Annotated in this window: 26 protein-coding genes, 1 tRNA gene and 5 pseudogenes; 17 read left to right on the top strand and 15 right to left on the bottom strand. The window is 73.3% G+C overall.

Annotation, left to right across the window (positions count from 1 at the left end; genetic code table 11):
* Positions 1-226: 226 nt before the first annotated feature.
* Complete coding sequence (locus tag BJF81_RS15365) at positions 227-1,231, top strand: YihY/virulence factor BrkB family protein (protein ID WP_075959051.1); 1,005 nt, start codon at positions 227-229, stop codon at positions 1,229-1,231.
* Positions 1,232-1,386: 155 nt separating this feature from the next.
* Here the strand turns inward: BJF81_RS15365 and BJF81_RS15360 are convergent, their stop codons facing one another.
* Positions 1,387-2,283 carry a dienelactone hydrolase family protein gene (locus BJF81_RS15360; RefSeq protein ID WP_202817505.1) on the bottom strand — a complete coding sequence of 299 codons (897 nt, stop codon included), beginning with the start codon at positions 2,281-2,283 and terminating at the stop codon, positions 1,387-1,389.
* Positions 2,284-2,418: 135 nt separating this feature from the next.
* Here BJF81_RS15360 and BJF81_RS15355 point away from each other — a divergent pair.
* Both BJF81_RS15355 and BJF81_RS15350 read left to right on the top strand, forming a co-directional pair.
* Positions 2,419-2,645: pseudogene (locus tag BJF81_RS15355) on the top strand (hexameric tyrosine-coordinated heme protein).
* Positions 2,646-2,720: 75 nt separating this feature from the next.
* Complete coding sequence (locus tag BJF81_RS15350; RefSeq protein ID WP_342447168.1) at positions 2,721-3,230, top strand: cupin domain-containing protein; 510 nt, start codon at positions 2,721-2,723, stop codon at positions 3,228-3,230.
* Here the strand turns inward: BJF81_RS15350 and BJF81_RS15345 are convergent.
* Both BJF81_RS15345 and BJF81_RS15340 read right to left on the bottom strand, forming a co-directional pair.
* Positions 3,192-3,277, bottom strand: a tRNA-Leu gene (locus BJF81_RS15345). The genes BJF81_RS15350 and BJF81_RS15345 overlap by 39 nt on opposite strands.
* Before the next feature lie 75 nt (positions 3,278-3,352).
* Entirely contained in the window at positions 3,353-4,759 is a 1,407-nt protein-coding gene (locus tag BJF81_RS15340; RefSeq protein ID WP_202817504.1) for a DNA polymerase IV, read from the bottom strand.
* Positions 4,760-4,811: 52 nt separating this feature from the next.
* Between BJF81_RS15340 and BJF81_RS15335 the strand changes: the two genes are divergently transcribed.
* The 4 genes and pseudogenes from BJF81_RS15335 to BJF81_RS20480 all read left to right on the top strand — a co-directional run bounded on the left by BJF81_RS15335 (position 4,812) and on the right by BJF81_RS20480 (position 6,749).
* On the top strand, positions 4,812-5,342 hold the full coding sequence (locus BJF81_RS15335; protein ID WP_075959049.1) for a YbhB/YbcL family Raf kinase inhibitor-like protein: 531 nt from the start codon (positions 4,812-4,814) through the stop codon (positions 5,340-5,342).
* Positions 5,339-5,938, top strand: coding sequence for a YbaK/EbsC family protein (locus BJF81_RS15330; protein ID WP_342447167.1), 600 nt, complete (start codon positions 5,339-5,341; stop codon positions 5,936-5,938). The genes BJF81_RS15335 and BJF81_RS15330 overlap by 4 nt, the downstream gene beginning before the upstream one ends.
* Before the next feature lie 11 nt (positions 5,939-5,949).
* A pseudogene (locus BJF81_RS21680) lies at positions 5,950-6,507 on the top strand (maleylpyruvate isomerase family mycothiol-dependent enzyme); the annotation flags it as partial.
* A gap of 113 nt (positions 6,508-6,620) precedes the next feature.
* The gene (locus BJF81_RS20480; protein ID WP_269087349.1) at positions 6,621-6,749 is read left to right on the top strand and encodes a hypothetical protein; all 129 of its coding nucleotides are present in this window, start codon (positions 6,621-6,623) and stop codon (positions 6,747-6,749) included.
* Positions 6,750-6,759: 10 nt separating this feature from the next.
* Here BJF81_RS20480 and BJF81_RS15320 read toward each other — a convergent pair whose 3' ends face one another.
* Positions 6,760-7,458, bottom strand: a complete 699-nt coding sequence (locus tag BJF81_RS15320; protein ID WP_075959048.1) for a M50 family metallopeptidase — start codon at positions 7,456-7,458, stop codon at positions 6,760-6,762.
* 82 nt (positions 7,459-7,540) lie between these two features.
* Here BJF81_RS15320 and BJF81_RS21220 point away from each other — a divergent pair.
* Together BJF81_RS21220 and BJF81_RS20475 are read left to right on the top strand one after the other, a co-directional pair.
* Positions 7,541-7,771: pseudogene (locus BJF81_RS21220) on the top strand (endonuclease/exonuclease/phosphatase family protein); the annotation flags it as partial.
* Positions 7,772-7,829: 58 nt separating this feature from the next.
* Positions 7,830-8,462, top strand: coding sequence for an exodeoxyribonuclease III (locus tag BJF81_RS20475; RefSeq protein ID WP_342447166.1), 633 nt, complete (start codon positions 7,830-7,832; stop codon positions 8,460-8,462).
* Between the two features lie 55 nt (positions 8,463-8,517).
* Here BJF81_RS20475 and BJF81_RS15310 read toward each other — a convergent pair whose 3' ends face one another.
* From BJF81_RS15310 to BJF81_RS15295, 4 genes are all read right to left on the bottom strand, one after another.
* Positions 8,518-8,877, bottom strand: coding sequence for a cytoplasmic protein (locus BJF81_RS15310; RefSeq protein WP_075959047.1), 360 nt, complete (start codon positions 8,875-8,877; stop codon positions 8,518-8,520).
* 70 nt (positions 8,878-8,947) lie between these two features.
* Entirely contained in the window at positions 8,948-9,769 is an 822-nt protein-coding gene (locus tag BJF81_RS15305) for a TrmH family RNA methyltransferase (protein ID WP_075959046.1), read from the bottom strand.
* 59 nt (positions 9,770-9,828) lie between these two features.
* Positions 9,829-10,593, bottom strand: a complete 765-nt coding sequence (locus BJF81_RS15300; protein WP_075959045.1) for a sulfite exporter TauE/SafE family protein — start codon at positions 10,591-10,593, stop codon at positions 9,829-9,831.
* Complete coding sequence (locus tag BJF81_RS15295; RefSeq protein ID WP_075959044.1) at positions 10,590-11,429, bottom strand: ABC transporter ATP-binding protein; 840 nt, start codon at positions 11,427-11,429, stop codon at positions 10,590-10,592. The genes BJF81_RS15300 and BJF81_RS15295 overlap by 4 nt, the downstream gene beginning before the upstream one ends.
* Before the next feature lie 74 nt (positions 11,430-11,503).
* On the opposite strand from BJF81_RS15295, the gene BJF81_RS15290 reads away from it, so the two are divergent.
* A complete protein-coding gene (locus BJF81_RS15290) occupies positions 11,504-12,271 on the top strand; it encodes a hypothetical protein (protein ID WP_083664284.1) in 768 nt (255 codons plus the stop codon).
* A 258-nt stretch (positions 12,272-12,529) separates the two neighbouring features.
* Positions 12,530-13,534 carry a hypothetical protein gene (locus BJF81_RS15285; protein WP_143780896.1) on the top strand — a complete coding sequence of 335 codons (1,005 nt, stop codon included), beginning with the start codon at positions 12,530-12,532 and terminating at the stop codon, positions 13,532-13,534.
* 118 nt (positions 13,535-13,652) lie between these two features.
* Here BJF81_RS15285 and glgA read toward each other — a convergent pair whose 3' ends face one another.
* On the bottom strand, positions 13,653-14,900 hold the full coding sequence (gene glgA / locus BJF81_RS15280; protein ID WP_075959041.1) for a glycogen synthase: 1,248 nt from the start codon (positions 14,898-14,900) through the stop codon (positions 13,653-13,655).
* A gap of 119 nt (positions 14,901-15,019) precedes the next feature.
* On the opposite strand from glgA, the gene glgC reads away from it, so the two are divergent.
* Positions 15,020-16,276: a glucose-1-phosphate adenylyltransferase gene (glgC, locus tag BJF81_RS15275; RefSeq protein WP_075959040.1), complete on the top strand. Its 1,257-nt coding sequence runs from the start codon at positions 15,020-15,022 to the stop codon at positions 16,274-16,276.
* Between the two features lie 65 nt (positions 16,277-16,341).
* Here the strand turns inward: glgC and fabI are convergent.
* Positions 16,342-17,095 (bottom strand): annotated as a pseudogene (fabI, locus tag BJF81_RS15270) (enoyl-ACP reductase FabI).
* A 54-nt stretch (positions 17,096-17,149) separates the two neighbouring features.
* Positions 17,150-17,902, bottom strand: a complete 753-nt coding sequence (gene fabG, locus BJF81_RS15265; RefSeq protein ID WP_075959067.1) for a beta-ketoacyl-ACP reductase — start codon at positions 17,900-17,902, stop codon at positions 17,150-17,152.
* A gap of 29 nt (positions 17,903-17,931) precedes the next feature.
* Here fabG and BJF81_RS15260 point away from each other — a divergent pair, with 29 nt between their 5' ends.
* Genes BJF81_RS15260 through BJF81_RS15250 form a run of 3 tightly spaced genes read left to right on the top strand, consistent with a single transcriptional unit; the run spans position 17,932 to position 19,401 of the window.
* Positions 17,932-18,360 carry a DUF3099 domain-containing protein gene (locus BJF81_RS15260; RefSeq protein WP_075959039.1) on the top strand — a complete coding sequence of 143 codons (429 nt, stop codon included), beginning with the start codon at positions 17,932-17,934 and terminating at the stop codon, positions 18,358-18,360.
* Positions 18,357-18,605, top strand: a complete 249-nt coding sequence (locus tag BJF81_RS15255; RefSeq protein WP_237770282.1) for a hypothetical protein — start codon at positions 18,357-18,359, stop codon at positions 18,603-18,605. The genes BJF81_RS15260 and BJF81_RS15255 overlap by 4 nt, the downstream gene beginning before the upstream one ends.
* 10 nt (positions 18,606-18,615) lie before the next feature.
* Positions 18,616-19,401: an SURF1 family cytochrome oxidase biogenesis protein gene (locus tag BJF81_RS15250; protein WP_237770281.1), complete on the top strand. Its 786-nt coding sequence runs from the start codon at positions 18,616-18,618 to the stop codon at positions 19,399-19,401.
* A gap of 42 nt (positions 19,402-19,443) precedes the next feature.
* Here the strand turns inward: BJF81_RS15250 and BJF81_RS15245 are convergent, their stop codons facing one another.
* The gene (locus BJF81_RS15245; protein WP_075959037.1) at positions 19,444-21,312 is read right to left on the bottom strand and encodes an ABC transporter ATP-binding protein; all 1,869 of its coding nucleotides are present in this window, start codon (positions 21,310-21,312) and stop codon (positions 19,444-19,446) included.
* 49 nt (positions 21,313-21,361) lie between these two features.
* Positions 21,362-22,959 (bottom strand): annotated as a pseudogene (locus tag BJF81_RS15240) (ABC-F family ATP-binding cassette domain-containing protein).
* A 158-nt stretch (positions 22,960-23,117) separates the two neighbouring features.
* Between BJF81_RS15240 and ypfJ the strand changes: the two are divergent.
* Both ypfJ and BJF81_RS15230 read left to right on the top strand, forming a co-directional pair.
* Positions 23,118-24,002: a KPN_02809 family neutral zinc metallopeptidase gene (gene ypfJ / locus BJF81_RS15235; protein ID WP_075959036.1), complete on the top strand. Its 885-nt coding sequence runs from the start codon at positions 23,118-23,120 to the stop codon at positions 24,000-24,002.
* Between the two features lie 160 nt (positions 24,003-24,162).
* Complete coding sequence (locus BJF81_RS15230) at positions 24,163-25,506, top strand: dicarboxylate/amino acid:cation symporter (RefSeq protein WP_075959035.1); 1,344 nt, start codon at positions 24,163-24,165, stop codon at positions 25,504-25,506.
* Between the two features lie 25 nt (positions 25,507-25,531).
* On the opposite strand, the gene BJF81_RS15225 is transcribed toward BJF81_RS15230, so the two are convergent.
* On the bottom strand, positions 25,532-26,197 hold the full coding sequence (locus tag BJF81_RS15225) for an acVLRF1 family peptidyl-tRNA hydrolase (protein WP_075959034.1): 666 nt from the start codon (positions 26,195-26,197) through the stop codon (positions 25,532-25,534).
* Between the two features lie 4 nt (positions 26,198-26,201).
* Positions 26,202-26,528, bottom strand: coding sequence for a metal-sulfur cluster assembly factor (locus tag BJF81_RS15220; protein WP_075959033.1), 327 nt, complete (start codon positions 26,526-26,528; stop codon positions 26,202-26,204).
* Positions 26,529-26,541 lie beyond the last annotated feature (13 nt).

Genomic DNA, 26,541 nt, shown 5'->3' with positions numbered 1-26,541 from the left:
CACCGGACAGGAGGAAACCGCTGCTACCGTCCCCGCACTGACGGCCTGATCAACCCCACCGAGGGATCACCGTCGTACACCACTCCACCGGACTTGACCCCGTCATTGCGGCCTCTGACGCACGTCCTGACGGTCCCATGGAGTCGGCCTCGAAGCAGACGGGCGATGACCCCTGGATCCGGTTGGGCGTCCTCGGCCGGCCCCGATGGGGGGCAGGATGGGGCCCATGTCATCCCTCACGCAGGAGCCCCGCAGACGTCGCGATCGAGCGGCGGCGGCGCGCGACCGGGTCCGTGAGGCCCACCGGTCAGGCCGGCTGCAGGACTGGTGGTACGACCTGCTCGACGTGGGGCGTCAGCCGCGCCTCGTCCGCGCCGGGCTGCGCTACGTCATCGCCTGGGGCAACCTCGGGTCCGGTGGAGTCACCTTCACGGCGCTGCTCTCGCTGACGGCGGCACTGACGATCATCGTCAACACCGCCCGGGCCTTCCTCGGGGGGCGGCCCGAGCTCGTCGCGGGGGTCATCGACATCGTCAACTCCGTCGTGCCAGGCATCGTCGACGACGGCAGCAACGACGGGCTGATCGGGGCCGAGGATCTTCTCCGGGACGGCACCTGGGGTTGGACGACCGCCATCTCGACGGTGGTCATCCTGTGGACCGCCATCACCATGATGACGGGGCTGCGCCGCACCGTGCGGCAGATGTTCGGCCTCGGCGGCGCACCGCTGCGCTTCGTCCGGGGCAAGGTCATCGACCTGTGGGGCTTCTTCCTCCTCACCCTGACGTTCTTCACCTCCTCGGCCGCCGTCTCAGCGATGACCTTGCTCGGCGAGGACCTCATGGCCTGGCTGGGGTTGCGCAGCTCAGTCGCCGGCTGGCTGCTCGCTGGTGCCGCCCTGCTGCTCATCGCGGTCCTTGACGCGCTGCTGGTATGGCTTGTCCTGCGCGTCATCAGCAAGATCCGGACCCCCTGGGCGGACATGCGCCAGGGAATGGTGCTCGGTGCGGTCGGATTCGGTCTGCTCCGGGTGGGCGGTGCCTCCGTCGTCGGCGCCATCTCGGCAGGCCCGCTCTTCTCCACCTTCGCCGCCGTGGCGACCCTCATGCTCACGCTCAACCTCGCGCTGCGCTGGCTGCTCTTCGTCGCCGCCTGGACTGCAACCCGCCCGCCGCGCACGTACCTGTCCATCCTGACACGGTGCACGCGAAGGAACAGCCGAACTACGTGACCCTCAGCGCACCGCATACCCTCGCCTGGCCGCACCACCAGGTCACCGGGTCACTCATTCCTGAGGACCACCCGCGCTTCGACCGGCAGAGGTCTTAGCTCGCGTTAGCACGCTAGCGGTGCGTTGGGGAGGTGGCAGTGGGGTCCAGTGGAGGGTCAACGTCGGAGCTGCTCGGCCAGGAACGTCAGGACCCGGTCGAGGGCGACCCTCGTCGGATGCCCCCGTTCGTCGACCAGGGAGATCGTGAGGACCGAGTGCGCCGACGGCGCGATACCAGCAGCGTTGCCCAGCGACGAGTCGACCTCGATGGCCTCGAAGGATGCCCCGAGCGAGGCTCGCAGGGTCTCGAACCTCTCCGGCGGGCAACCCCGGTCGTTGGTGAACCGGAGCCCGAGCACGCGCAGGTCGTCATCGGCTCGTGCCGTGATGGTCGCGAGGTCCTCGGGATCCAGACCAAGGGCGGCACGGCCACCGTGCCCGATCGGCGCCGGCATGGCCGGCTGACTCATCACGGAGGCGACGACCGAGGGCTCAAGCGCCGTCGCCAGCGCAAAACCTCCGGTGAAGCACATCCCGACCACACCGACCCCCGGCCCGCCACACTCGCCGTGGGCCGACGCCGCCAGTGCCCGCAGCCACCCCACGACCGGGCTCGTGCGATCGGCCACCTTGGTGAACTCCCGCGCCACACAGACGCGCAGCATCGATCGCGCGACCTCGCGGCCCGTCGCCGGCACCACGGGCCGACCGAACAGGGACGGCAAGAACACGGTGTACCCGGCGGAGACGAGCCGACGGGCGAAGTCGATGACGCCCGGATGCAACCCCGGGGTCTCATGGAGCACCAGAACCGCCGGCCCCGAACCGCCCCGGAAGACCTCGTAGGTGTGCGTGTCATGCGGAAAGTCGAAGGCCTCGAACTCCGGGCCGATCTGCTGGCGGCGAGCTGCGCCGCCTCCGGATCGCGTCCGGCCATGCCGCTGGCCACCTGTATGCGCCCGACCCCACGGTGCGGGGTCGAAAGCGGCAACCTGCCGCCGGGACTGACGCACGGTCGGGCTCGTGGAACTCCCTACCGCGGGAACCGTGGCCGGGGGGCTGGACGGGCTCACCTGTCCGTGAGAGGTTCACCGGACGGGATGCTCCAACATCCACCCGCCCATACCCCGACCCAGGAGGCCTGACCGATGGAACTCGTACCGGGCAACACGTTGATCACCGCAACCCCTCAGGAGGGCCGGGAGCTGGCGCTCGCGTTGGCGCGGAAGTCTGTCGGTGCGATCCAGCCGGACGCAGAGATGCGCAAGGCCTTGCGCCCCGCTACGCGAGCGCCGCCGACTCGCTGACGATGGCCGCGCAGGTCGTCGCCATCGAGTTCGCCACGATCGCTGCCGCCAACGACTACTGGCGCTGAACCGGTGGCCGGCGACGCGGTCCGGTCCTCGTCCACCCGCCCCTGGCTCATCTCCTCACCCGACGGTGAAGGGCAGTGGCCGTGAGTGACGACGTCGTGGACCTCAGCGAGAAGTTCGATCGGTTCTCCGACCACTGGTCCCCGAAGCTGGTCGCCAGGATCAACGACTACGAGGTCAAGCTGGTCAAGGTCCAGGGTGACTTCGTCTGGCACACCCATGAGGACACCGACGAACTGTTCCTCGTGGTCGACGGACAACTCACGATCCAGCTCCGTGACCGAGACGTCATCCTCGGCCCAGGACAGCTTTTCGTGGTGCCCCGTGGCGTCGAGCACTGCCCCCGTGCGGACGGAGAGGTCAGGGCCCTCCTGCTGGAGCCACGTGGAGTTGTCAACACCGGCGACGCGGCGGGCGAACTGACCTCGGTCGTGAAGCGATCTGACCCACGTGATGGCTACCCCGCATCCAGGCAACCCCGCCATCGCGTGGGGGTTCGACTCCCCGATCGTCGAAATTACCGCGTTACCGCAGGTCATAGCCCTAAATGGTGTCCGGAGGGGGACTTGAACCCCCACGCCCGTTAAGGCACTAGCACCTCAAGCTAGCGCGTCTGCCATTCCGCCACCCGGACAGGTGGTGCCACTCGCGGGGAGCGGGCAACGACGCACAAGATTAGCACGCGTGGGACGGTGCTCCTGCATCCCGCTCAGGTGGCGGTCGGCCCCGGGGCGCGCCAGTCCGGCGGGTCCGCCGGGGCCAAGGCCGGGTCGTCCGTGTGGAACGTGCGCACCGGCCCCGGCCCCGTCCGGGGGCCCTCGAAACGGACCGTGACCCGCCCTCGCCCGCTGCCCCATACCCATCCGGGGCCGTGCTCCTCGTGCTGCACGTCCTGGCCCGTCCGCCAGCCTGCGGAACCGCCCAGCCGGGTCTCCACCGTGCTCGTGGGGCCCGCCTCGGTGACCACCTCGACCGGCGTGCTGACGTCGGGAAGCAGCAGGTCCTGGGGCACCGTTCCCTCGAGCACGACGAGCTCCTCCTGGGCATGGTCGGTCAGCCCGCTGACCCCCAGACCCAGCAGCCGGATGCCCGACGACACGTCCACGCCGGTCAGCAGCCGACGGGCCTCCCTCAGCACGACCGTCCCGTCGCCGGTGGCGAACGGCAGGGTCGCCGACCGGGTCTGGGTGGTGAAGTCGTGGCGACGAACCTTCACCGTGACGGTGCGTGCGAACGTCGCGGCGGTCTCCAGCCGGCCCGCCAGCCGGTCCGCCATCCGGACGAGCTCGCCGTCCAGCAGCGCCCGCTCGGCCACGTCCGTCTCGAAGGTCTCCTCCACGGAGATGCTCTTGGCCTCGCGCTCCACCATGACGGGCCGGTCGTCCTCGGCCCGTCCGAGGCGGTGCAACGACTCCCCGTGCGCCGTCCCGAAGATCGCGACGAGGTCGCTGCGGGAGACCCGGGCCAGGTCGCCGACGGTCTCCACCCCGAACGTGCGCAGCCGCGCGGCCGTCGCCGGACCGACACCGGGCACGGCCCGCACCGGCAGCGGGTGCAGGACCGCCAGCTCGCGCCCGGGCCGCACGACGGTCGTCCCGGCCGGCTTGTCCATCTCGCTGGCCAGCTTGGCCATCATCTTCGAGGTCGCCACCCCCACGGACGCGGTCAGCCCACCCGTGGCCCCGGTGATCTCGGCGAGCAGGTCGGCGCACCACCGCTCCAGCTCCTCCCCCTCCCAGCCCGGGGGGTCCTCCCCCGCCGTGAGGTCGACGTAGGCCTCGTCCACCGACACCTGCTCCACGAGCGGCGAGCGCGTGCGCAGGATGTCCATGACGACGGTCGAGGTGGTCCGGTATGCGGCGAAGCGGGTCGAGAGGAACGCCGTGCCGGGCGGGCAGCGCCTCCGTGCCTCGGCCGTCGGCATGGCCGACCGGGCCCCGTAGACCCGGGCCTCGTAGGACGCGGTCGAGACCACCCCCCGGTGCCCCGTCCCGCCGACGACGACCGGGCGGCCCCTCAGCGACGGCTTGTCCCGCTGCTCGACGGCGGCGAAGAAGGCGTCCAGGTCCAGGTGCAGGATACGCGCCTGGGGTCGGACATGGGGCCACTGTGCCACGGGCCTGCCGACCCCAGGTGCACCTGACGGGGGCGGTCGTTAGGGTCGGGTCATGAACCTGGAACGCACCTTCCCCCCGCACCCGCTCGAGCACCTGCCCGAGGCCCCGGCCGAGCTGAAGGTCACCAGCGAGGACTTCGAGGACGGGTCCCCGCTGCCGGAGACGGCTGGCTTCGGGTTCGGCAACACCTCCCCCCAGCTGTCCTGGAGCGGTGCCCCCGAGGGCACCCGCTCCTACCTGCTCGTGTGCCACGACCCCGACGCCCCCGTGCTGGGTGGCTTCCGCCACTGGGCCGTGGCCGGCATCCCGGCAGAGGTGTCGTCCCTGCGGGCCGGTGCCGGAGAGTTCGGACAGCCCATCGGCGAGGGCGCCACCACCCTGGCCAACGACTACAGCACCCGCGACTACGGCGGCTGCGCGCCGCCCCAGGGCGACCCCGCCCACCGCTACGTGTTCACCGTGTGGGCCCTGGACGTCGCCGACACGGGGGTGGACGCCCAGACGTCGATCGCCAAGGCCCAGTTCAGCACGCTGGGCAACGTCCTGGCCCGGGGCTCGATCACCGGCACCTACCAGCTGTGAGGCTGGACTGGGTCCCGGCGCTGGAGCGCCCCGACCTGCTGGCCGCCCCGGTGCGCTCCGCGCTGGAGGGTATGCGGTCCGCCGGCACCGTGGACGTCGGTCGGGTCGAGGTCGCCGAGATCGACCCCGACCTGGCCGACACCGCCGACCTGGTGGCCAGCACGGGCATGGAGATGCGCGGCATGGCCAACTGCCTCGTCGTGGCCGGGTCGCGCGCCGGCGAGGAGCGGGTGGCGTCCGTCCTCGTGCTCGGTCACACCCGGGCCGACGTCAACCGGACGATCCGCAAGGCCCTGGACGTGCGCAAGTGCTCCTTCATGTCCATGGACGACGCGGTGGCCCGGACCGGCATGGAGTACGGCGGGATCACGCCCGTGGGTCTGCCCGGCGACTGGCCCGTGCTCGTCGACGCCCGTGTCCTGGAGCGGGAGCCGTCGTCATCGGCTCCGGCGTACGGCGCAGCAAGCTGCGGCTGCCGGGCGCGGCGACGGCAGACCTGCCCGGGGTGCAGGTCGTCGACGGCCTGGCGGTGGAGGTCTAGAGCCGCCCGGCCTCCATCCGTCGAGACCCTCGACGGCACCGCCCGGCAGGGCTAGCGTGGACCGTCATGGACCGCCTGGCCGTCATCCGCTCCGAGTCCGACCGCTTCGCGGAGGTGCTCTCCTCCACCGACCCGGCCGCGCCCGTGCCGACCTGCCCGGGCTGGGACGCCGCCCAGCTGCTGCACCACCTGGTCGAGGTCCACGCCTTCTGGGCGGCCGTCCTGGGCGAGGACGTGCGGGACGACGAGGGCGCAGAGGCCGTGGAGGCCGCCGCTCCCCAGCGCCCGGGGACCACCGAGGAGCTGCTCGACGCCCGGGCCCGGGCCACCGAGGCCCTGCTCGAGCAGCTCGCGCGGCTCGACGACGAGGAGCCCCGCTGGTCCTGGTGGCCGCCGGACCAGACCGTCGGCTTCACCCGCCGCATGCAGACCTACGAGGCCACCCTGCACCGGGTCGACGCGGAGCTGACCGCCGGCCTGCCGCTCTCCCCCCTCGACCCGGAGGTCGCTGCCGGGGCGGTGGAGCACTGCGTCGACGTGATGTGGGGCTACGTGCCCGGCTGGGCCCAGGACGACTCGACGGCGCTCGTCGAGCTCGTGGCCACCGACACCGGGGACCGGTGGCGGGTCGACGTGGGCCGGTGGCACGGCACGGGCCCGGAGTCGGGGACCGAGTTCGACATGGCCCGTGCCCGGCGTGCCGGGGAGGACGCGACCCCGCCCTGCCCACCGCCACGGTGTCCGGCACCGCCCGCGACCTGGCCCTGTGGGCCTGGGGACGCGGGCCGCGGTCGACGGTGGAGCTCTCCGGGGACCCCGACGCCGTGGCCGCCGTCGACCGGCTGGTCGATCAGGGGATCCAGTAGCCTCCCGCCCTCACCACCGCAGCAGCAGCCACCCCGTCAGCCCGAGGCACGCGACCGTCACCGCCCACAGCACCGCGACCCACAGCACCGCCGGCACGCCGGTGAGCGCGGCCAGCTGGTCGACGTCCGTGCCGCGGGCCCCCCGGCGGCGCTGCCGCTGCAGCTCCACGACCGACCTGGGCGCGGCGAGGACGACCACCCACACGAGGGCGGTGGCCAGCCAGGAGAGCAGCCACGGCTCGGCCGTCCAGGAGAGCAGCGCCACCAGCGCCCCGGTCGCCACCACGACGAGCAGGCCGTAGACGTTGCGCACGAGCAGCAGCACGACGGCGCACAGGAGCACCAGCGCCCAGAGCAGCCCCGCGGCATACCCCTGGGACAGCAGCACGGCGCCCGCGAGCCCGACCAGCGCCGGAGCCGGGTAGCCCGCGAGGAGCATGAGCACCACTCCTGGCCCCCGCGGGCGGCCCCGCGAGAGCGTCAGCCCGGAGGTGTCCGCGTGCAGGCGTATGCCGTGCACGCGCCGGCCCACGAGGACGCCAGTGGCGGCGTGCCCGGCCTCGTGGAGCAGGGTGACCAGGTGCCGCACGAGGCGGTAGCCGACGGGGCTCCAGGTCGTCAGCAGCGCCGCCAGGGCCACCACGAGGACGACCGTCGACGACGGGGCCGGCTGGGGGGTCCACGCCCTCTCCCAGATCTGCTCGAGCACAGGGGCAGCCTGTCAGCACCGGCTGGGTGGCCGCTGCGCCCCCGGGGAAGGCATCGGCACGGGCACGACATACCCTCGTCCGGTGCTGCGCGTCGCCACCCTGAACATCAACGGGATCCGGGCCTCCCACCGGAGGGGGTTCGGCGACTGGCTGGCCACCCGGGGCTGCGACGTGGTCGCCCTGCAGGAGGTGCGCTGCCCGCTGGGCGCACTGCCGGCCGGGGCCTTCGGCGACCACCACGTCGTCTACGAGCCGGGCCAGGTGCCGGGACGCAACGGCGTCGCGGTGCTGACCCGGGAGGCCCCGGCGGCCGTGCGCACGTGGGACGCCGACGTGCTCGTCCGGCGCCGACGAGGACCACCTGCACACTGTGCCCGCCCCGGACGAGGTGCCCCTGGCCAGGGGGCTGTCGCGGCACGCGCACGAGGGGCGGTACGTCGAGGTGGACCTGGACCTGCCCGGGACGCCGCTGACCGTGGCCAGCCTCTACCTGCCCAAGGGCGGGCTCCCCGCCCACCTGCAGGTGCCCGCCCGGATGAGGGAGAAGCCCGACGGCGGGGCCCGCTACGAGCGCAAGATGCGCTTTCTGGCCGCCTTCGCCCGGCAGCTGACCAGGAGCCGGCGCGCGGCCGCCGGCCGGGGGCGGGAGTTCGTCCTCCTGGGCGACCTCAACGTGGCGCACACGCGGCAGGACGTGGCCGCGTGGCGGCGCGCGCAGACCTCCGAGGGGTTCCTGCCGGAGGAACGCGCCTGGATGGACGACCTGGTCTCGCCCCGGACGCTCGTCGACGTGGTGCGCTCGGTGCACCCGGACGTGGCCGGGCCGTACTCGTGGTGGAGCTGGCTGGGGCGGGCCTACGAGCGGGACGCCGGCTGGCGGATCGACTACCACCTGGCCACGCCGCGGCTGGCCCGGACGGCGGTGTCGGCCGTGGTCGACCGGGACCATCGGGGCGTGCGCCTGTCGGACCACTCCCCCGTGGTCGTGGACTACGACGTCTGAGCCTGCGGGTGCGCGTCCCGGGCGGCCGGCCGCTGGCGGAGGTGCGGGGCCCGACTCAGGCGGGCGCGGCGTCCGGGCTCGTGCTCGGGGTGGTCGAGGAGTCCTTGAGCTCGACGAAGACGACGTGGGTCGGGCTCGTGCCGATGTTCTCCCCCGCGTGCACCTGCGCCGGCAACCAGCCGACGTGCCCCGTCTCCAGGTGCACGTCCCGCGTGCCGCCCGCGTAGTGCAGGCGGCGGTCGAAGGCCGACAGGGTGCACATCACCGAGTCCGGGTGCCGGTGCGGGCTCGTCCGGGCGCCCGGGTCGTCGCGGTACTCCAGGACGCGGACGCGGTCGTTCTCGAGGACCACGTGGTACTTGTCCGGGTCGGTGACGACCGGGTCGTCCGGGTCCTGGCTGCTGGTGGTGTCCATGACAGACCCCCTGGTGCGGGTGGCTCCGACCGGTTCAGTGTCCGCCCGGCGCGGGAGCACCGTCAAGGGTTCAGGGAGCCGCGTCCTCGGGCCGCCGCAGCGCCCAGAAGGCCACGGCCGAGGCGGCGGCCACGTTGAGGCTGTCCACGCCGCCGCCCATGGGGATGCGCACGACCACGTCGGCGGCCTCCACCGTCCGGCGGGACAGGCCGTCGCCCTCGGTGCCCAGCACGAGGGCGAGCCGGTCCGGCGGGTCGGCCGCGAGCCGGTCGAGGGGAACGGCGTCGTCGGCGAGGGCGAGGGCGGCGACCGTGAAGCCGGCCTCCTGGAGGGTCCGGACACCGCCGGGCCAGGGGTCCACCCGGGTCCAGGGCACCTGGAAGACGGTGCCCATCGACACCCGGACCGAGCGACGGTAGAGAGGGTCGGCGCAGCGCGGGGTGACGAGCACGGCGTCCACGCCCAGGGCGGCGGCCGAGCGGAAGGCCGCCCCGACGTTGGTGTGGTCGACGACGTCCTCGAGCACGGCGACCCGGCGGGCACCGGCCAGCACGTCCTCGAGCGACGGCAGCTGGGGGCGGTGCATCGCGGCGATGGCGCCGCGGTGCAGGTGGAAGCCGGTCATCGTGCGCACGACGGCGGGGCTGGCCACGTGGACGGGCGTCCCCCCGGCGACGGCCGGGGCGACGAGGTGGGCCAGGTCCTCGACCCACCGGGGGGTCAGCAGCAGCGACCGCATCCGGTGCCCCGCCTCGAGGGCCCTCGTGATCACCTTGTCCGACTCGGCCAGGTAGAGCCCCTCGGCCGGCTCGAGGACCCGCCGCAGGGCGACGTCGGTCAGGTGCAGGTAGTCGCGGACGCGGGGGTCGTCCGGGTCCTCGATCCAGGTCACGCCGGGAGGAAGGGGCGGTGGCTGCGCCGGCGGTCCGGCCGGCGGCTCTGCGGGCGTCATCAGGTCAGCAGCAGGTTGACGATGGCGACCGAGCCGATGACGACGATCACGGCCCGCAGCAGCGCCGGCGGCATGGCCCGGCCGACCCGCGCCCCGACGACGCCGCCGACGAGCGAGCCCATGCTGATGAGGACCACGATCGTCCAGTTGACCGTGCCGGGGGCGACGATGATGAAGACGACGGCGGCGACGAAGTTGACGATCATGCCGAGCACGTTCTTGATCCCGTTGATCTGCTGGATCCCCAGCGGCAGCAGGATGCTCATGATGCCGAGCAGCAGGACGCCCTGGGCCGCGCCGAAGTAGCCGCCGTACATCCCCGCCACGAGGATGCCCAGCAGCAGGACGACCCACCGGCCGGGGGTGATCCGGTCGGCGTGGTGCCGGGCGGCCCAGGCCGACAGTCGCGGGCCGAAGACGACCAGCAGCAGTGCCAGGAAGATGAGGACGGGCACGATCGCCTCGAACGCGGCCGGCGGCAGCACGAGCAGCAGCAGCGCACCCATGACGGAGCCCACCAGGGAGGCCGGGGCCAGCCGGCGCAGCATGGGTCCGAGCGTGCGCAGCTCGTGCCGGTAGCCCCAGGCCCCGGTGATGCCGCCGGGCACGAGGCCGAGGCTGTTGGAGATGTTGGCCGACACGGGGGGGTAGCCGAAGAACAGCAGGGTCGGGAAGGTCACGAGCGTGCCCGAGCCGACGATGGTGTTGATGGTCCCGGCGGCCAGCCCCGCCAGGATGATGGCGAGGATCTCCCAGACGCTCACCGGGCGGTCGGCTCCTCGGGGCGCGTCTGCCGGCCGTCCGTGGTCGCCTCCGGCTGCTGGGCCCGGGCCGACCAGCGTCGCCCGTGCCGGTCGACGACGAGCGGGATGCCGAAGGTCGCCGAGAGGTTCTCCGCCGTCAGGGTCACCTCGATCGGCCCCGCCGCGACCACCCCGCCGTCCCGCAGCATGAGGATGTCGGTGAACCCCGGGGGGATCTCCTCGACGTGGTGGGTCACCAGCACCATGGCCGGCGCCTCGAGGTCCTCGGCGAGCAGGCTGAGGCGCCCCACGAGGTCCTCCCGCCCGCGCAGGTCCAGGCCGGCAGCCGGCTCGTCGAGCAGCATGAGCTCTGGGTCGGTCATCAGCGCGCGGGCGATCTGCACGCGCTTGCGCTCACCCTCGGAGAGCGTGCCGAAACGACGCCGGGAGAGGTGGGCGACGCCCAGTGCCTCGAGCAGCTCGGCGGCCCGCTGCTCGTCGGCGGCGTCGTACTCCTCCCGCCACCGGCCCAGCACCCCGTAGGCGGCGGTGACGACGACGTCGCTGACCCGCTCCTCGTCGGGGATCCGGTCGGCCACGGCCGCGCTGGAGACGCCGATCCGCGGACGGAGCTCGAAGACGTCGACCGTGCCCAGCACCTCGCCGAGCACGCCGGCCACGCCGGTCGTGGGGTGCATCCGGGCGGCGGCCAGCTGCAGCAGGGTGGTCTTGCCGGCACCGTTGGGGCCGATGACGACCCAGCGCTCCCCCTCCTCGATCGACCAGTCGACGTCCTTGAGCAGGTCGGTCGTCCCGCGGCGCACGCCGACTCCGGCGAATTCGAGGACATCGCTCATGGTGCGCCACTCTAGTCACCCCTGAACGCGGTGCCGCGCCGCCCCGCGGGTGGTCGCGGCATACCATCGGGGCCGTGTCCGAGCACGAGCTGCCCGCCGGCGTCCGCGTCGCCCTGTGGGGCACCGGCGCCCTGCAGGGGCGGGTGCCCGTCGACGAGCTGCCGCGCCGGGCCCTGCCCGACGTCGACGAGGTCAGCGGCCTGGTCGAGGGGATGCGGCTGTGGGCCTCCCTCGGGGAGCGGGCGGTGCTGGTGGCCCTCCCCCGCCCCGGTGACGTCGCGGGTATGCCGCGGGGCCCGGTCGAGCTCGTCGACGCCGCCACCCGGGCCCAGGAGTGCGTCTTCGTGCCACAGCTCGGCGGGGCGCTGGTCCCGACCCTGGAGACGTTCGGCCCCGAGGGCGACCAGGGGTGGTCGGCCCGGTGGACCGCCTACCCGGCCGAGCCGGTGCCGACCCACCGGATCGAGGCCCTGGACCTGGGGCAGATCGAGCTGGGGCTGCGGACCGCCCTGGCCGGGTCGACCGAGGAGCTGCTCCGTGCCGGGGCACCGCCCTTCGGCCCCGACGCCGACCGTGGGGCCGCCCGCGCCAGGGCGGTCAGGGACGGTGCCGGCAGCTGGGGGCTCCCGGACGGGCTGCCCCCGCGGGCCCTGCGGGTGATCGACCTGGCCGGCACCGTGCTGCGCCTGGCCGACGCGGGCCTGGACGCGGTGACCGGGTCGCTCGACGCGGCGACGACGGCCGCCCGGGCCGAGGTGCTCCGCCGGTTGCAGGGCCGGGCCACCACGGCGCTCGCCGACGCGACCAACGCCGCGGCCCTGCACCTGGCCTACCGGTCGTAGGGAGACCGGCCCGGCGTCTCGGCGGCCGTGCCTCATCCCGCCCCGGCGTCTCGTCGGCCGCAGCAATCCCGCCCCCCCCGCCCCGGCGTGTCGTGCACTGTGCGGAAGCGTTGCGGCGTGTCGCGGGCCTGAGCACCGTCGGCGCAGCACGGGACCCGCAGCAGCCAGGCCTGCACATGGTCGAGACGCCAGCGCACCTCTTCCACAGCGTCGGCGGCAGACTGGCCCAGCCGCAGGCGGCCCAGCACCATCGCCGTCATGCCCGACGACGAACCCGTCCGGTCCCGGCCACGTGTGGGCGTGACCCGGACGTTTCCTCACCTGGACCACCAGCGTGGCCTGGCGACCTCCCTCCAGCTGCGGGACGCCGGCTGGTCGGGGGACGCGATCCGGCACGCGGAGGGACGGACCATCCAGCGCGTCTACCCGGGTGTCTTCGCCCCGCACCGTGGGCCGATGGGTCCGGACGACCGCCTCGTCGCCGCCCACCTGTGGGCCGGGGACGGAGCGGTGCTGACCGGACGGGTGGCCCTGGACCGCTACGGCCTGCCGGTCAGCCCCCTGGGGAACTGCCTGTTCCTGGTGCCGTGCACCCGACGAGCCCGCAGGCAGGCTGACGTGGCGACGAGGCGCACGGCCCGTCCGGTCCAGGTGGCACGGCACTGGGAAGGCCTCCCGGTCACGACGGTCGCGTGGGCCCTCTGCGACGCCGCCGTGCTCCAGGGTCTGACCGGAGAAGCGCTGCGGTCGACGACGATCGCCGCGCTGCAGCGAAGGCTGACGCACCCGAGGCTGCTCCACGACGAGCTGGCCCAGCGGTCGACGAGAGGTCTGCGGACGGTCCGGGCCGCACTCCAGGAGTTCACCGAGGGCGCGTGGAGCGTCCCCGAGGCAGTTCTCGCCGAGCTCGTCCGTGCTGCCGCCGACCTGCCGCCCTATCTCCTCAACCCGGTCCTCACGATGCCGGACGGACAGGTGATCGGGTGCCCGGACGGCTACTTCGCCTCCGCCGGGGTGGCGGTGCAGGTGCACTCCCGCCAGCACCACAGCGGCTACGACGACGAGGGGCGGGACCTGTGGTCGGCCACGGTCGAGAAGGACGCCACCTACGTCGAGCACGGGATCGTCGTGGTCCCGGTGACGCCGTCGAGCATCGCCCGGCGACCGGAGGAGGTCCTGGAGCGGATCCGCACGGTCGTCCGGCAGAACCTCGGGCGCGACCTGTCCCGGATCCACGTGCGGCAGCGCGAGATCGGAGCCTGACGGTTCGTCTCGGAGGCGGTGCTTGGTGCGAGATCGGTGCCAGGGCACGGGACACGCCGCAGCTGAACGTGCACAGTGCGCGACACGCCGGGCCGGTAGCCGCCCGGGCCGCGAGGAGCTACCCCAGCTCGGGCAGCTGGGGGGCGCGGCCCTCCAGGACGGCGCGGTAGACCTCGACCGTGCGCTCGGCGATGGTCGTCCAGGCGAACTGCTCGACGGCCCGCCGGCGGCCAGCCTCCCCGCGCCGGGCGGCCTCCTCGGGGTCGGACAGGGCGGCGACCATGGCCTGGCCCAGGTCGGCGACGAAGGCGTCCTCGTCGACGGGCGTGCCGGTGCCGTCGGAGACCTGCTCGATCGGGACCAGCCAGCCGGTCTCGCCGTCGAGGACGACCTCGGGGATGCCGCCGGTGGCCGTGGCCACGACCGGTGCCCCGCAGGCCATGGCCTCGAGGTTGACGATCCCCAGCGGCTCGTAGACCGACGGGCACAGGAAGACGGTCGCGTGCGAGAGGACCGCGATCACCTTCTCCCGCGGCAGCATCTCGCCGATCCACACGACGGGAGCGGCCCCCTCGCCCCGGTCGGCGCGCAGCTGGTCGACCAGGCCGACGACCTCGGCCTCGATCTCCTTCGTGTCGGGGGCACCGGCCAGCAGGACGATCTGCACGTCGTCGTCGACCGCGCGCAGGGCCCGCAGCAGGTAGGGCAGCCCCTTCTGCCGGGTGATCCGGCCCAGGAACACCGCCGTGCGCGCCTGCGGGTCCAGGCCCTGGGACCGGACGAACTCCGCGGCCTTCTCGGAGGTGTCCCGCCGCCACAGCTCGCTGTCGATGCCGTTGTGCACCACGTGCACCTTGTCGGGGTCGACCGAGGGGTAGGCCGCCAGGATGTCGCGGCGCATGCCCGCCGAGACGGCCACGATCCCGGCCGCCCCCTCGTAGGCGACCTTCTCGGCCATCGAGCTGATGCCGTAGCCACCCCCCAGCTGCTCGGCCTTCCATGGGCGCAGCGGCTCCAGGCTGTGCGCGCTGACCACGTGCGGGATGCCGGCCAGCATTCCGCCGAGGTGGCCGCCCATGTTGGCGTACCAGGTGTGCGAGTGGACCAGGTCGGCGCCACCCCCGGCCACGTCCCGGGCCATGAGCAGGTCCACCCCCAGGGTCCGCAGCGCCCCGTTGGCCTCCTCGAGGCCGGCGGGCACGGCATACCCCGTCGTGCCCTCCTCCTCCACCGGGTCGTCGAAGGCACGCACCTGCACCTGCACCCCCTCCAGGCTGCGCAGGGCCCGGGTGAGCTCGGCGACATGCACACCGGCTCCTCCGTAGATGTGGGGCGGGTACTCGCGGGTCAGGATGTCGATGCGCACACCACCAACCTAGTGGTGCGGGCCGCGGGGGGACAGGGGTGCGGGTATGCGGTCCGCGCGCCGGGGAGGCCGCCCCCCCCCCCTCGCCAAGGGTCGGCCAAAGGCCATAGGGTCGTGTCATGGCAGCGCAGCGCGGTTCGCGTCTCAAGGTCCTGGCGATCGTCCTGGCCGGCGGGGAGGGCAAGCGGCTGATGCCGCTGACGGCCGACCGGGCCAAGCCCGCGGTCCCCTTCGGGGGGATCTACCGGCTCATCGACTTCGCCCTGTCCAACATCGTCAACTCCGGCTACCTCAAGGTCGTCGTGCTGACGCAGTACAAGTCGCACTCCCTCGACGCGCACATCACCAAGACGTGGCGCATGTCGACCCTGCTGGGCAACTACGTCGCCCCGGTGCCGGCCCAGCAGCGGGTCGGCAAGCAGTGGTTCGCCGGCTCGGCCGACGCGATCTACCAGAGCTTGAACCTCATGCACGACGAGAAGCCCGACATCGTCGTCGTCGTGGGGGCCGACCACGTCTACCGGATGGACTTCTCCCAGATGGTGGCCCAGCACGTGGAGAGCGGGGCCGACTGCACGGTCGCCGCGATCCGCCAGCCGATCTCGCTGGCCAACCAGTTCGGCGTCATCGAGGTCGACGCCGACGACCCGCGCCGGATCAAGGAGTTCCTGGAGAAGCCGGAGTCGCCGGAGGGCCTGCCGGACAACCCCGACGAGGTGCTCGCCTCCATGGGCAACTACGTCTTCACCGCCGACGCCCTGGAGCGCGCGGTGGTCGAGGACTCCCAGGACGAGGACTCCTCGCACGACATGGGCGGGGACATCGTCCCGGCGTTCGTGCGGGCCGGCGACGGCTGGGTCTACGACTTCAAGGACAACGACATCCCCGGCGCGACCGACCGGGACCGCGGCTACTGGCGCGACGTGGGGACGATCGACTCCTACTACGACGCCCACATGGACCTGGTCTCGGTGCACCCGGTGTTCAACATCTACAACGAGGCCTGGCCGATCTACACCAACTACGGCCCGCAGCCGCCGGCCAAGTTCGTGCACGGCTCCGGCGACCGCATCGGCCACGCCGTCAACTCCGCCGTCTCCCCCGGCTGCGTCATCTCCGGGTCCACGGTCAGCGACTCGGTGCTCTCGCCGCGGGTCAAGGTGCACAGCTTCAGCCACGTCACCCGGTCGGTCCTCATGGACGGGGTGGAGATCGGCCGGTCCTGCCAGATCCACCGGGCGATCATCGACAAGGGCGTCTTCGTCCCCGCCGGCGTGCACATCGGCGTGGACCGGGACCAGGACCTGGCCCGCGGGTTCACCGTCACCGACTCCGGGATCACCGTGGTCGGCAAGGGGACGATCATCGAGGGCTGAGGCCTCCTGACCGGATCCCGGTCAGGCCGACCGGCCCAGGCCGGAAACCTGGGCCAGCACCCCGGTCAGAACCCGGTGGCGTGGTAGCCGCCGTCGACGTGCACGATCTCGCCCGTCGTCGCCGGGAACCAGTCGGACAGCAGCGCCACGCACGCCTGCGCAGTGGGCACCGGGTCCTTGACGTCCCAGCCCAGCGGCGCGTGCTCGCCCCACCTGGCGAACTGCTCGAAGTCCGGGATCGACTTGGCGGCCGTCGTGGCGATGGGGCCGGCCGAGACGAGGTTGGACCGGATGCCTGCGGGCCGAGGTCGCGGGCCAGGTAGCGGCTGGTCGCCTCGAAGGCGCCTTGGCCACGCCCATCCAGTCGTACATCGGCCAGGCGTACTGCGCGTCGAAGGTCAGCCCGACCACCGAGCCGCCCTCCCCCATCCGCGGCAGGCAGGCGGCGGCGAGCGCCTTGAGCGAGTAGGCGCTGACCCGCACGGCGGTCGCGACGTCCTCCCACGGCGCCTGCATGAAGTCGAAGGCGCCCTTGGGGGCGAAGCCGATCGAGTGCAGCACGCCGTCGAGGTGGTCGACGTGCTCGCCCAGCCGCTCGGCGAGCGTGTCGAGGTGCTCGGTGTCGGTGACGTCCAGCTCGATCACCGGCGCCGGCTGCGGGAGCCGCTTGGCGATCGTCTGGGTGATCCGGAAGGTGCGGCCGAAGGAGGTCAGCACGACCTGCGCCCCCTGCTCCTGCGCCAGCCGGGCCACGTGGAAGGCGATGGAGGTGTCCATGAGGACACCGGTGACGAGGATCTTCTTGCCGTCGAGGAGCATGGGCGAGACTCTAGTGCGTGCCCGGCCCCGGTCGTCGGAGGCGCGGAGGCGTCCTCAGTGCCCCATCCCCAGGCCGCCGTCCACGGGGATCACCGCACCGCTGATGTATGCCGCTTCCGGGCCGGCCAGGAAGCGCACCACGCGCGCGACCTCCTCGGGCGTGGCGAACCGGCCCGCCGGGATCTGCGAGAGGTAGGTCTTCTGCAGGTCCTCGGACAGCTCGTCGGTCATCTCGGTGCGGACGAAGCCGGGGGCGACCACGTTGGCGGTGATGCCGCGTCCACCCAGCTCGCGGGTGATCGACCGGGCCAGGCCGACCAGCCCGGCCTTGGAGGCGGCGTAGTTGGTCTGCCCCGCGGAGCCCAGGAGCCCGACCACGGAGGAGACGAGGATGATCCGCCCGGCGCGGGCCCGGATCATCCCCTTGACCGCGCGGCGGGCGCAGCGGAAGGCGCCGGCGAGGTTGGTGTCCACCACCGCCTCGAAGTCCTCGTCGCTCATCCGCATGAGCAGCCCGTCCCGGGTGATGCCCGCGTTGGCCACGAGCACCTGCACCGGCCGGCCGAGGAGCTGCTCGGCCTCGGTGAACGCCGCGTCGACGCTCTCGCTGTCGGTGACCTCGCACCGCACGCCCCGCAGTCCCTCCGGCGGCTCGCCGCTGCGGTGGGTGACGACGACGTCGTGGCCGTCCTCGGCGAAGGCGCGGGCGATGGCCAGGCCGATGCCCCGGTTGCCGCCGGTGACCAGGACGGCCTGGGGCTGGGCGGAGCTGTCGGCGGGCTCGGGCGTGGGGGCGGGAGCAGTCACGGACGCCACCGTAGTCGTATCGTGGAGCGGTGCCCACCCCGTCCCGCCCCGGCCCCTCGCGCCGCCCCGTCCAGGCGGTGACCTCGGCCGGGCCCTCGGTCGAGGCCGACCGGCGTCGGCGGATGCGCAGCTACCTGCTGGCGATGGGCTTCCGCACGATCTCCTTCCCGCTGGCGGTGTGGGCGATCGTCTCGGAGTGGTACGTCGTCGGCGCGCTGCTCGTCGTGGCGGCCGCCGTGCTGCCCTCGATCGCGGTGATGCTGGCCAACGCGGTGGACCGGCGTGCCTCGGTCACCGGACCGGCACCGCGGTCCCCCGTCCAGGGGCTGGGCGCCGGGCCCGTCCCGGCCGACGAGGACGACGACCGCCCTCCCGACCGGCCCGACGACGGACCGATCGTGGGCACGGTGGTCTCGCGCCGGCCGGCGGACGAGGCCGACCACCGGGAGGCCTCGTGACCACCGGTCCGCTCCGCGTGCCCGGCCCCGTGCCCGGGGACCGGCTGGTCTGCAGCGCCAAGGGCTGCCGGGCCCGGGCGGTGGCGGCCGTCCGCTGGCGCAACCCCCGGCTGCACACCGCCGACCGTCGCAAGGTGTGGCTCGCCTGCCCCGACCACCGCGACTCCCTGCGCGACTTCGTCCAGCTGCGCGGCTTCCTCATCGACGTGGTCCCCGTGGAGGACCTCACGGAGGCGGACGGCTGAGGTGCTCTCCGTGCTGCGGCGACCCCGGTGGATCGCCTACCTCCTGCTCGCCGTGGTGTTCGGCGTGGCCACGAGCGGCCTGGGCGCCTGGCAGTGGCAGCGCCACGAGGAGAAGGTCGAGCGCCGCGACCTCGTCGAGGCCAACTACGACGCCCCCGCCGTGCCCCTGACGGAGGTCCTGCGCCCCGACGGGACGCTGCCGCCGGACCAGGAGTGGCGGCGCGTCGAGGCGGACGGCAGGTATGCCGCGTCCGACCAGCACCTCGTCCGCAACCGGCCCTACCAGGGCGTCTTCGGCTACGAGGTGCTCGTCCCCCTGGAGACGGTCGAGGGCACCGCGGTGGCGGTCGACCGCGGGTGGGTGCGCAACGCGGAGACGGCGGCGACCGTCCCGGAGGTCCCGGACCCGCCGGCGGGGCCGGTGACGGTCACCGGGTGGCTGCGCCCGTCCGAGCCCGACCTGGGCCGGGACCTGCCCGCCGGGCAGCTGGCCTCGGTCGACCTGCCCGGGCTGGCCGAGGCGACGGGGCAGCCGCTCGTGGGCGCCTACCTGATCCTGGAGGACGAGGAACCGGCCCCTGCGGAGCGGCCCGCCGCGCTCCCCCGGCCGGACACCCGGCTCGGCTCCCACTTCGCCTACGCGCTGCAGTGGTGGCTCACGGTCCCCGTGGGGCTGGTCCTCGTCCTCGTCATGGCCCGCCAGACGGCGCGCGAGGAGCAGGAGGCGGCCGGGACGGCCGCGCCCCGGCAGCCACGCCCGCGCAAGGTCCGGATCTGGGACGAGGAGGACGCCTGAGCCGCCAGGCCCGGACCGCGCCGGCCGGGCGCGCGTGCGGGGTCACTCCCTGAACTGGGTGTCGTGCAGGGCGCGGTAGAGACCGCCCTCGGCGAGCAGCTGCTCGTGGGTGCCCCGCTGGACCACCCGCCCGTGCTGGAGCACGAGGATGAGGTCGGCGTCACGCACGGTGGAGAGCCGGTGGGCGATGACCATCGAGGTCCGGCCGGCCAGCGCCTGGTCCAGGGCCCGCTGCACGGCGGCCTCGGACTCGCTGTCCAGGTGGGCGGTGGCCTCGTCGAGCACCACGACGGAGGGTGACTTCAGCAGCAGGCGGGCGATCGCCAGCCGCTGCTTCTCGCCGCCGGAGAGCCGGTGGCCCCGGTCGCCCACGACGGTCTCCAGCCCGTCCGGGAGCCGGCGCACGAGCTCCTCGATCCGGGCGCCGCGCAGGGCCTCCCACAGCTCGTCCTCGGTGGCCGAGGGGCGGGCGTAGAGCAGGTTGACGCGCACGGTGTCGTTGAACATGTGCGCCTCCTGGGTGACCACGCCCACGGTGCGGCGCAACGACTCCATCGACGCCTCGCGCAGGTCCACGCCACCGATCCGGACCGTGCCGGAGGTGGGGTCGTGCAGCCGGGCGACGAGGTTGGTCAGCGTCGTCTTGCCGGCGCCCGAGGGGCCCACCAGGGCCACCATCGAGCCCGCCGGCACGCGCACGTCGAGGTGCTCCAGCACCGGGCGGCCGTCCAGGGTCTCCGCCTCCGGACGCTGCTCCAGCGAGGCCAGGGACACCTCCTCAGCCGCCGGGTAGGCGAAGGAGACGTCCTCCAGGGTGACGCCGACGGGTCCCTCGGGGATGTCGACCGGGTCCTGCGCCTCGCGCACGAGCGGCTGCAGGTCGAGCACCTCGAAGATCCGCTCGAAGGACACCAGGGCGGTCATGATGTCGACGCGGACGTTGGACAGGGCGGTGAGCGGGCCGTAGAGCCGGGACAGGAGCGCGGCCATGGCCACGAGGGTGCCCACGGTCAGCTCGCCGGCCACGGCCATCAGCCCGCCCATCCCGTAGACGAGCGCGGTGGCCAGCGAGGCGACCAGCCCCAGGCCGGCCATGAAGACGACGCGGTTGACGGCGATGGCCACCCCGGCGTCCCGCACCCCCCGGGCGCGCACCGCATACTGCTCGTCCTCCTCCTCGGGGCGCCCGAAGAGGCGCACGAGCAGGGCGCCGGCCACGTTGAACCGCTCGGTCATCCGGGTGTGCATGTCGGCGTTGAGGCCCATCTGCCGGCGGGTCAGGGCCGAGAGCCGGGCGCCCATGAACCGGGCCGGCACGAGGAAGATCGGCAGCAGCAGCAGCGCCAGCACCGTGATCTGCCAGCTCATCGACAGCAGCGCCGCCAGGATGAGGACCAGCTGGACCACGTTGCTGACGAGGCCGGACAGGATCGAAGTGAACGCGGTCTGGGCCCCGATGACGTCGCTGTTGAGCCGGCTGACCAGCGCCCCGGTCTGGGCCCGGGTGAAGAAGGCGATCGGCTGGCGCAGGACGTGGGAGAAGACCTCGGCGCGCAGGTCGAGGATCAGCCCCTCCCCGATCCGGGAGCCCAGCCACCGGCTGGTGACGGTGACCAGCGCCTCGAGGAAGGCGATCCCGGCGACGACGAGGCCGAGGCGGATCACCACGTCGCGGTCGCCGACCTCCACCCCGTTGTCGATGATCCGGCGCAGGAGCAGGGGGACGGCGGTGACGAGGACCCCGGCGAGGATGGTCAGCGCCAGGTAGACCACGATCTCGCGCAGGAACGGGCGACCGTAGCCCAGCACCCGGCGGGCGGTGCCGGCGGCGAGCCGGTGGTCGCGCACGGAGGGGTCCTTGGTGAAGCTGCGGTAGGTCATGCCCCCGCGCATCCCGGTGCCGATGGTCATCCGCGCTCCTCCTCCGGCGCGCCGGGGCGCGCCGCTCGTCCGTGGCCGGTCAGGCCAGCGCGATCAGGTCCTCGTAGTCCCGGCCCCACAGGTCCTCGACCCCGTCGGGGAGCAGGAGCACCCGCTCCGGCTCCAGGGCCTGGACCGCGCCCTCGTCGTGGCTGACGAGGACGACCGCGCCCTCGTAGGAGCGCAGCGCGGCCAGCACTTCTTCCCGGGAGGCAGGGTCGAGGTTGTTGGTGGGCTCGTCCAGGAGCAGCACGTTGGCCGCCGACACCACGAGGATCGCCAGGGCCAGCCGGGTCTTCTCCCCGCCGGAGAGCACCCCGGCCGGCTTGTCGACGTCGTCGCCGGTGAAGAGGAAGGACCCCAGCACCTTGCGGGTCTCGGTCTCGTCGAGGTCGGGCGCGGCGGACTTCATGTTCGCCAGGACCGACCGCTCCACGTCGAGGGTCTCGTGCTCCTGGGCGTAGTAGCCCAGCTTGAGCCCGTGGCCCGGGACGACCTCGCCGGTGTCGGGGGTGTCGATCCCGGCGAGCAGGCGCAGCAGGGTGGTCTTGCCGGCGCCGTTGAGGCCCAGGACCACGACCCGGGAGCCCCGGTCGACCGCCAGGTCGACGTCGGTGAAGATCTCCAGCGAGCCGTAGGAACGGGACAGGCCCTCGGCGGTCAGCGGCGTGCGGCCGCACGGCGCCGGGGTGGGGAAGCGCAGCCGGGCGACCTTGTCGGACTGCCGCTCCCCCTCGAGGCCGGCGAGCATCCGCTCGGCACGGCGGGCCATGTTCTGCGCCGCCACCGCCTTGGTCGCCTTGGCCTCATCTTGTCCGCCTGGGCCATGAGGGCGGCGGCCTTCTTCTCGGTGTTGGCCCGCTCCCGGTGCCGGCGGCGCTCGTCGGCCTCCCGCTGGGCCAGGTAGGCCTTCCACCCCATGTTGTAGACGTCGAGCACCTGCCGGTTGGCGTCCAGGTAGAAGACCTTGTTGACGACGGTCTCGATGAGGTTCACGTCGTGGGAGATGATGACCAGCCCGCCGGCGTAGCTGCGCAGGTGGTCGCGCAGCCAGACCACGGAGTCGGCGTCCAGGTGGTTGGTCGGCTCGTCCAGCAGCAGGGTCGAGGCCCCGGAGAAGAGGATCCGGGCGAGCTCGATCCGGCGGCGCTGCCCGCCGGAGAGCGTGCGCAGCGGCTGGCCCAGCACGCGGTCCGGCAGCCCCAGGGAGCTGGCGACGGAGGCGGCCTCCGCCTCGGCGGCGTAGCCGCCGCGGGCGGTGAACGCGGCCTCGAGCCGGGAGTAGCGGGCCATCGCCTGCTCACGCACGTCCCCCTCGCCCTGCGCCATCGCCTCCTCGGCCCGGCGCATCCCCCGGATGACCTCGTCCAGGCCGCGGGCCGAGAGGATCCGGTCGCGGCCGAGGACGTCGAGGTCGCCGGTGCGCGGGTCCTGCGGCAGGTAGCCCACGTCGCCGGTGCGGCCGACGGTCCCGGCGGCCGGCTCGCCCTCGCCGGCCAGGATCCGGGTCAGCGTCGTCTTGCCGGCCCCGTTGCGGCCGACCAGGCCGACCCGGTCGCCGGGGCCGACGCGGAAGGAGACGTCCTCCATGAGCAGCCGGGAGCCCACGCGCACCTCGACGCCGCTGGCGGTGATCATGCGTCTTCTCCTCGGGCGCGACGACGACCCCGGGACGGGGTCGGGGGACGGGGGTGGTGGTCGACCGGCACCGTGGGTGCTCCTGGTGACCAGGGGCTAGTCTACGCGCTAGGCGCCGCTCACCCGACCGGCGCAGGACCACGGCGGAGGCGGGACGGATGACCTTCAGGGAGAACGCCAACATCGGCTCGGGCGCCGCCCGGCGCGGCGGTGGCGGCGGGGGCGGCCTGGCCGTCGGCGGCGGCATCGGCACCATCCTGCTCGCCCTGGTCGTCATGCTCTTCGGCGGCGACCCCGGCGCGATCCTCGGCGGCGGGGGCGGCCAGGCGCCGTCCTCAGCGCAGAACGTGGAGCTGGAGGAGTGCCAGACCGGTGCGGACGCCAACGAGGACGTCGACTGCCGGATGAAGGCCACCATGGTCTCCCTCGTCGACTACTGGGAGCAGGTGGCCCCCGAGGCCGACACGACCGAGGCGATCATCTTCACCGGCCAGGTGAACACCGGCTGCGGGACGGCCAGCAGCCAGGTGGGCCCGTTCTACTGCCCCGTGGACCGCACGATCTACCTGGACACGGGCTTCTTCTCCCAGCTCGAGGGGCAGCTGGGTGCCGACGGCGGCAACTTCAGCCAGATGTACGTCCTGGCCCACGAGTACGGCCACCACATCCAGAACTGGACCGGTGCGCTGCGGGCCTCCCAGCAGGACCAGCAGGGTCCGGAGTCCGGTGCGGTCCGCGTCGAGCTGCAGGCGGACTGCTTCGCCGGGGCCTGGGCGGGCAACGCCACCCGCACGCGGGACGCCGACGGCAACCTGCTGCTCGAGCCGCTGAGCCGTGAGGACATCGAGTCGGCGCTGTCGGCGGCCGCCGCCGTGGGCGACGACTCGATCCAGGAGCGGATGCAGGGCCAGGTCACCCCGCACACGTGGACGCACGGCTCCTCCGAGCAGCGGATGGGCTGGTTCATGCGCGGCTACGAGTCGGGCGACCCGAACCAGTGCGACGTGCTCAACGCAGGCAGCGTGGACGACCACGACGCCTGAGCGTCTCATAACACGTGGTGCACATCACCATAAGGTGACGGAATGACCTGAGCCGGCGGGGAGTTGGTCCCCGGTGTCGCACCCGACCCGGGACCAGCTCGAGGGGCCCTGGGGCGGTGCGGCACCGCATACCGATCCGCCCCTCCCGAAAGGCTCGTCCGTGCTCTCCCGTCTCCCCCGGGTCTCCTTCGGCACCCAGGTCCTCATCGGCCTCGTGCTCGGTGTCGTGCTGGGTCTCGTGGCCCGCGCCACCGGCGCCAGCGCCGAGAACCCGACCTGGCTGTCCCAGACCCTGTCCATCATCGGCTCCACCTTCGTCACCCTGCTGCGCACCATCGTGCCGCCGCTGGTCTTCCTCGCCATCGTCTCCAGCATCGCCAACCTGCGGGAGGTGACCGACGCCGCCCGGCTGGCGTGGAGCACCCTGCTGTGGTTCGCGGTCACCGCCCTCGTCTCCGTCGGGATCGGCCTCGTGGTGGGCTGGGTCGTGGACCCGGCACGGGGCGCCGGCGTCAGCGCCGCCGACGCGGCCGAGCCCTCCCGCACCGGCTCCTGGCTGGACTTCCTCACCGGCATCGTGCCGGCCAACGTCCTGGGGCTGAGCGCCCGCGGCGGCGACGAGGGCTCGGTCTCGCTGTCCTTCAGCGTCCTGCAGATCCTCGTGCTGGCCATCGCCGTCGGCGTCGCCGTCATCAAGGTCGGCCGGGAGGCCGAACCCTTCCTCACCTTCACCCGGTCGGCCCTGACCGTCGTGCAGAAGGTGCTGTGGTGGGTCATCCTGCTGGCGCCCCTGGCCACGGTCGGCCTCCTCGGCAACGCCGTGGTGTCCTACGGCTGGACCACCATCGGCTCGCTGGGCCGGTTCACCCTGGCGGTCTACGTGGGCCTGCTGCTCGTCGTCGGGGTGCTCTACCCGGTGCTGCTGCGCCTCCACGGCCTCTCGGTCCGGCAGTTCTTCACCGGTGCCTGGCCGGCGATCCAGCTGGGCTTCGTCTCCCGCTCCTCGATCGGCACCCTGCCGGTGACCCAGGCGGTCACCGAGCGCAACCTCGGTGTCCCCCGCGCCTACTCCTCCTTCGCCGTGCCGCTGGGCGCGACGACCAAGATGGACGGCTGCGCGGCGGTCTACCCGGCGATCGCGGCGATCTTCGTGGCCCAGTTCTTCGGGGTCAGCCTCGGGGTGACCGACTACCTGCTCATCGCCTTCGTCGCGGTTCTCGGCTCGGCGGCCACGGCCGGCGTCACCGGCGCCACCGTCATGCTCACGCTGACCCTGTCCACGCTGGGCCTGCCCCTGGAGGGCGTCGGACTGCTGCTGGCGGTCGACCCGATCCTCGACATGGGCCGCACCGCGACCAACGTCGCCGGCCAGGCGCTCGTGCCCACGATCGTGGCCAGGCGGCAGGGGATCCTGGACCGGGAGCGCTACGACGCCCCGCGCCAGGGCGACCCGTGGCGCCGGGACGAGCGGGACGCGGACGAGCCGGTGGCCGTCGGCGGCTGACCGCTCCCCCGCCCGACCGACCCGGTCAGGCGTTGTGCACCGTCACGCGCGCGGCCCGCCCCCGGCGGACGGCCTCCTCGAGGACCGACCGCCGGGGGTCGGCCACGTCCCACAGCTCCCTGCGGGGTATGCCGTGCAGCCGGGCCCGCGGGCCCGTCGCCACGGCCTCGAGCACCTGCGCGGCCAGCGTCCGATCGCCACCCAGCACCAGCCCCCCGACGGGACCGGTGCCCTGCTCCCCCTCCTCGAGGACGCGCCCGGCGTGGCCGACGACCGCCTCGACGAGGGCGTCGGCCTGATGGGCGCGGCGGCGGGCGTAGCGCTGCTGCGACCAGCCGCCGGCGGCTGTGCGGGACTGCACGTGGCGGGTCCCCACCTTGGCGGCGGCGAGCGACCCGTCGGGGGCGGCGACGGCCACGGCATACCCTCCCCGCCGGACGAGGAGGACGAGCAGCGCCGGGGGCAGGGCCCACTCCCCCGTGGCCCGCTCCCCTGCCGGCGCGCACCAGGAGGTCAGCCGGGCCCACGAGCCGTCGGCGGCATCCGCCGCCCACGACCACGGGGAGGCCGCCGGCCCGTCGACGACGGACCAGGTGACCTCCCCGTGGGAGTCGGCGAACCGGCTCAGCCAGCCGTCCAGCCGCTCGGGCGCGACGTCGACCGTCGCGTCCGGGCCGTCCGGCCGGCCCACCGGCTCAGACGTTGAAGCCGAGGGCGCGCAGCTGCTCGCGGCCGTCGTCGGTGATCTTGTCCGGACCCCACGGCGGCATCCAGACCCAGTTGATCCGGTGGCTGGCCACCAGGCCCTCCAGGGACTGGGCGATCTGGTCCTCGATGACGTCGGTCAGCGGGCAGGCCGCCGAGGTCAGCGTCATGTCGATGACGACGTGGTGGGCGGCGTCGACGGTCACGCCGTAGACGAGGCCGAGGTCGACGACGTTGATGCCCAGCTCGGGGTCCACGACGTCGCGCAGGGCCTCCTCGATGTCCGCCACGTTCGGCGGTGCGGTGGTCTCGCTCATGGTTCCTCCAACG

The sequence above is a fragment of the Ornithinimicrobium sp. CNJ-824 genome (genome assembly GCF_001942405.1).
GTDB classification, from domain to species: domain Bacteria; phylum Actinomycetota; class Actinomycetes; order Actinomycetales; family Dermatophilaceae; genus Ornithinicoccus; species Ornithinicoccus kibberensis.
The sequence above is the reverse complement of the archived record's forward strand: the minus strand, read 5'-3'. Positions and strand labels throughout refer to the sequence as shown.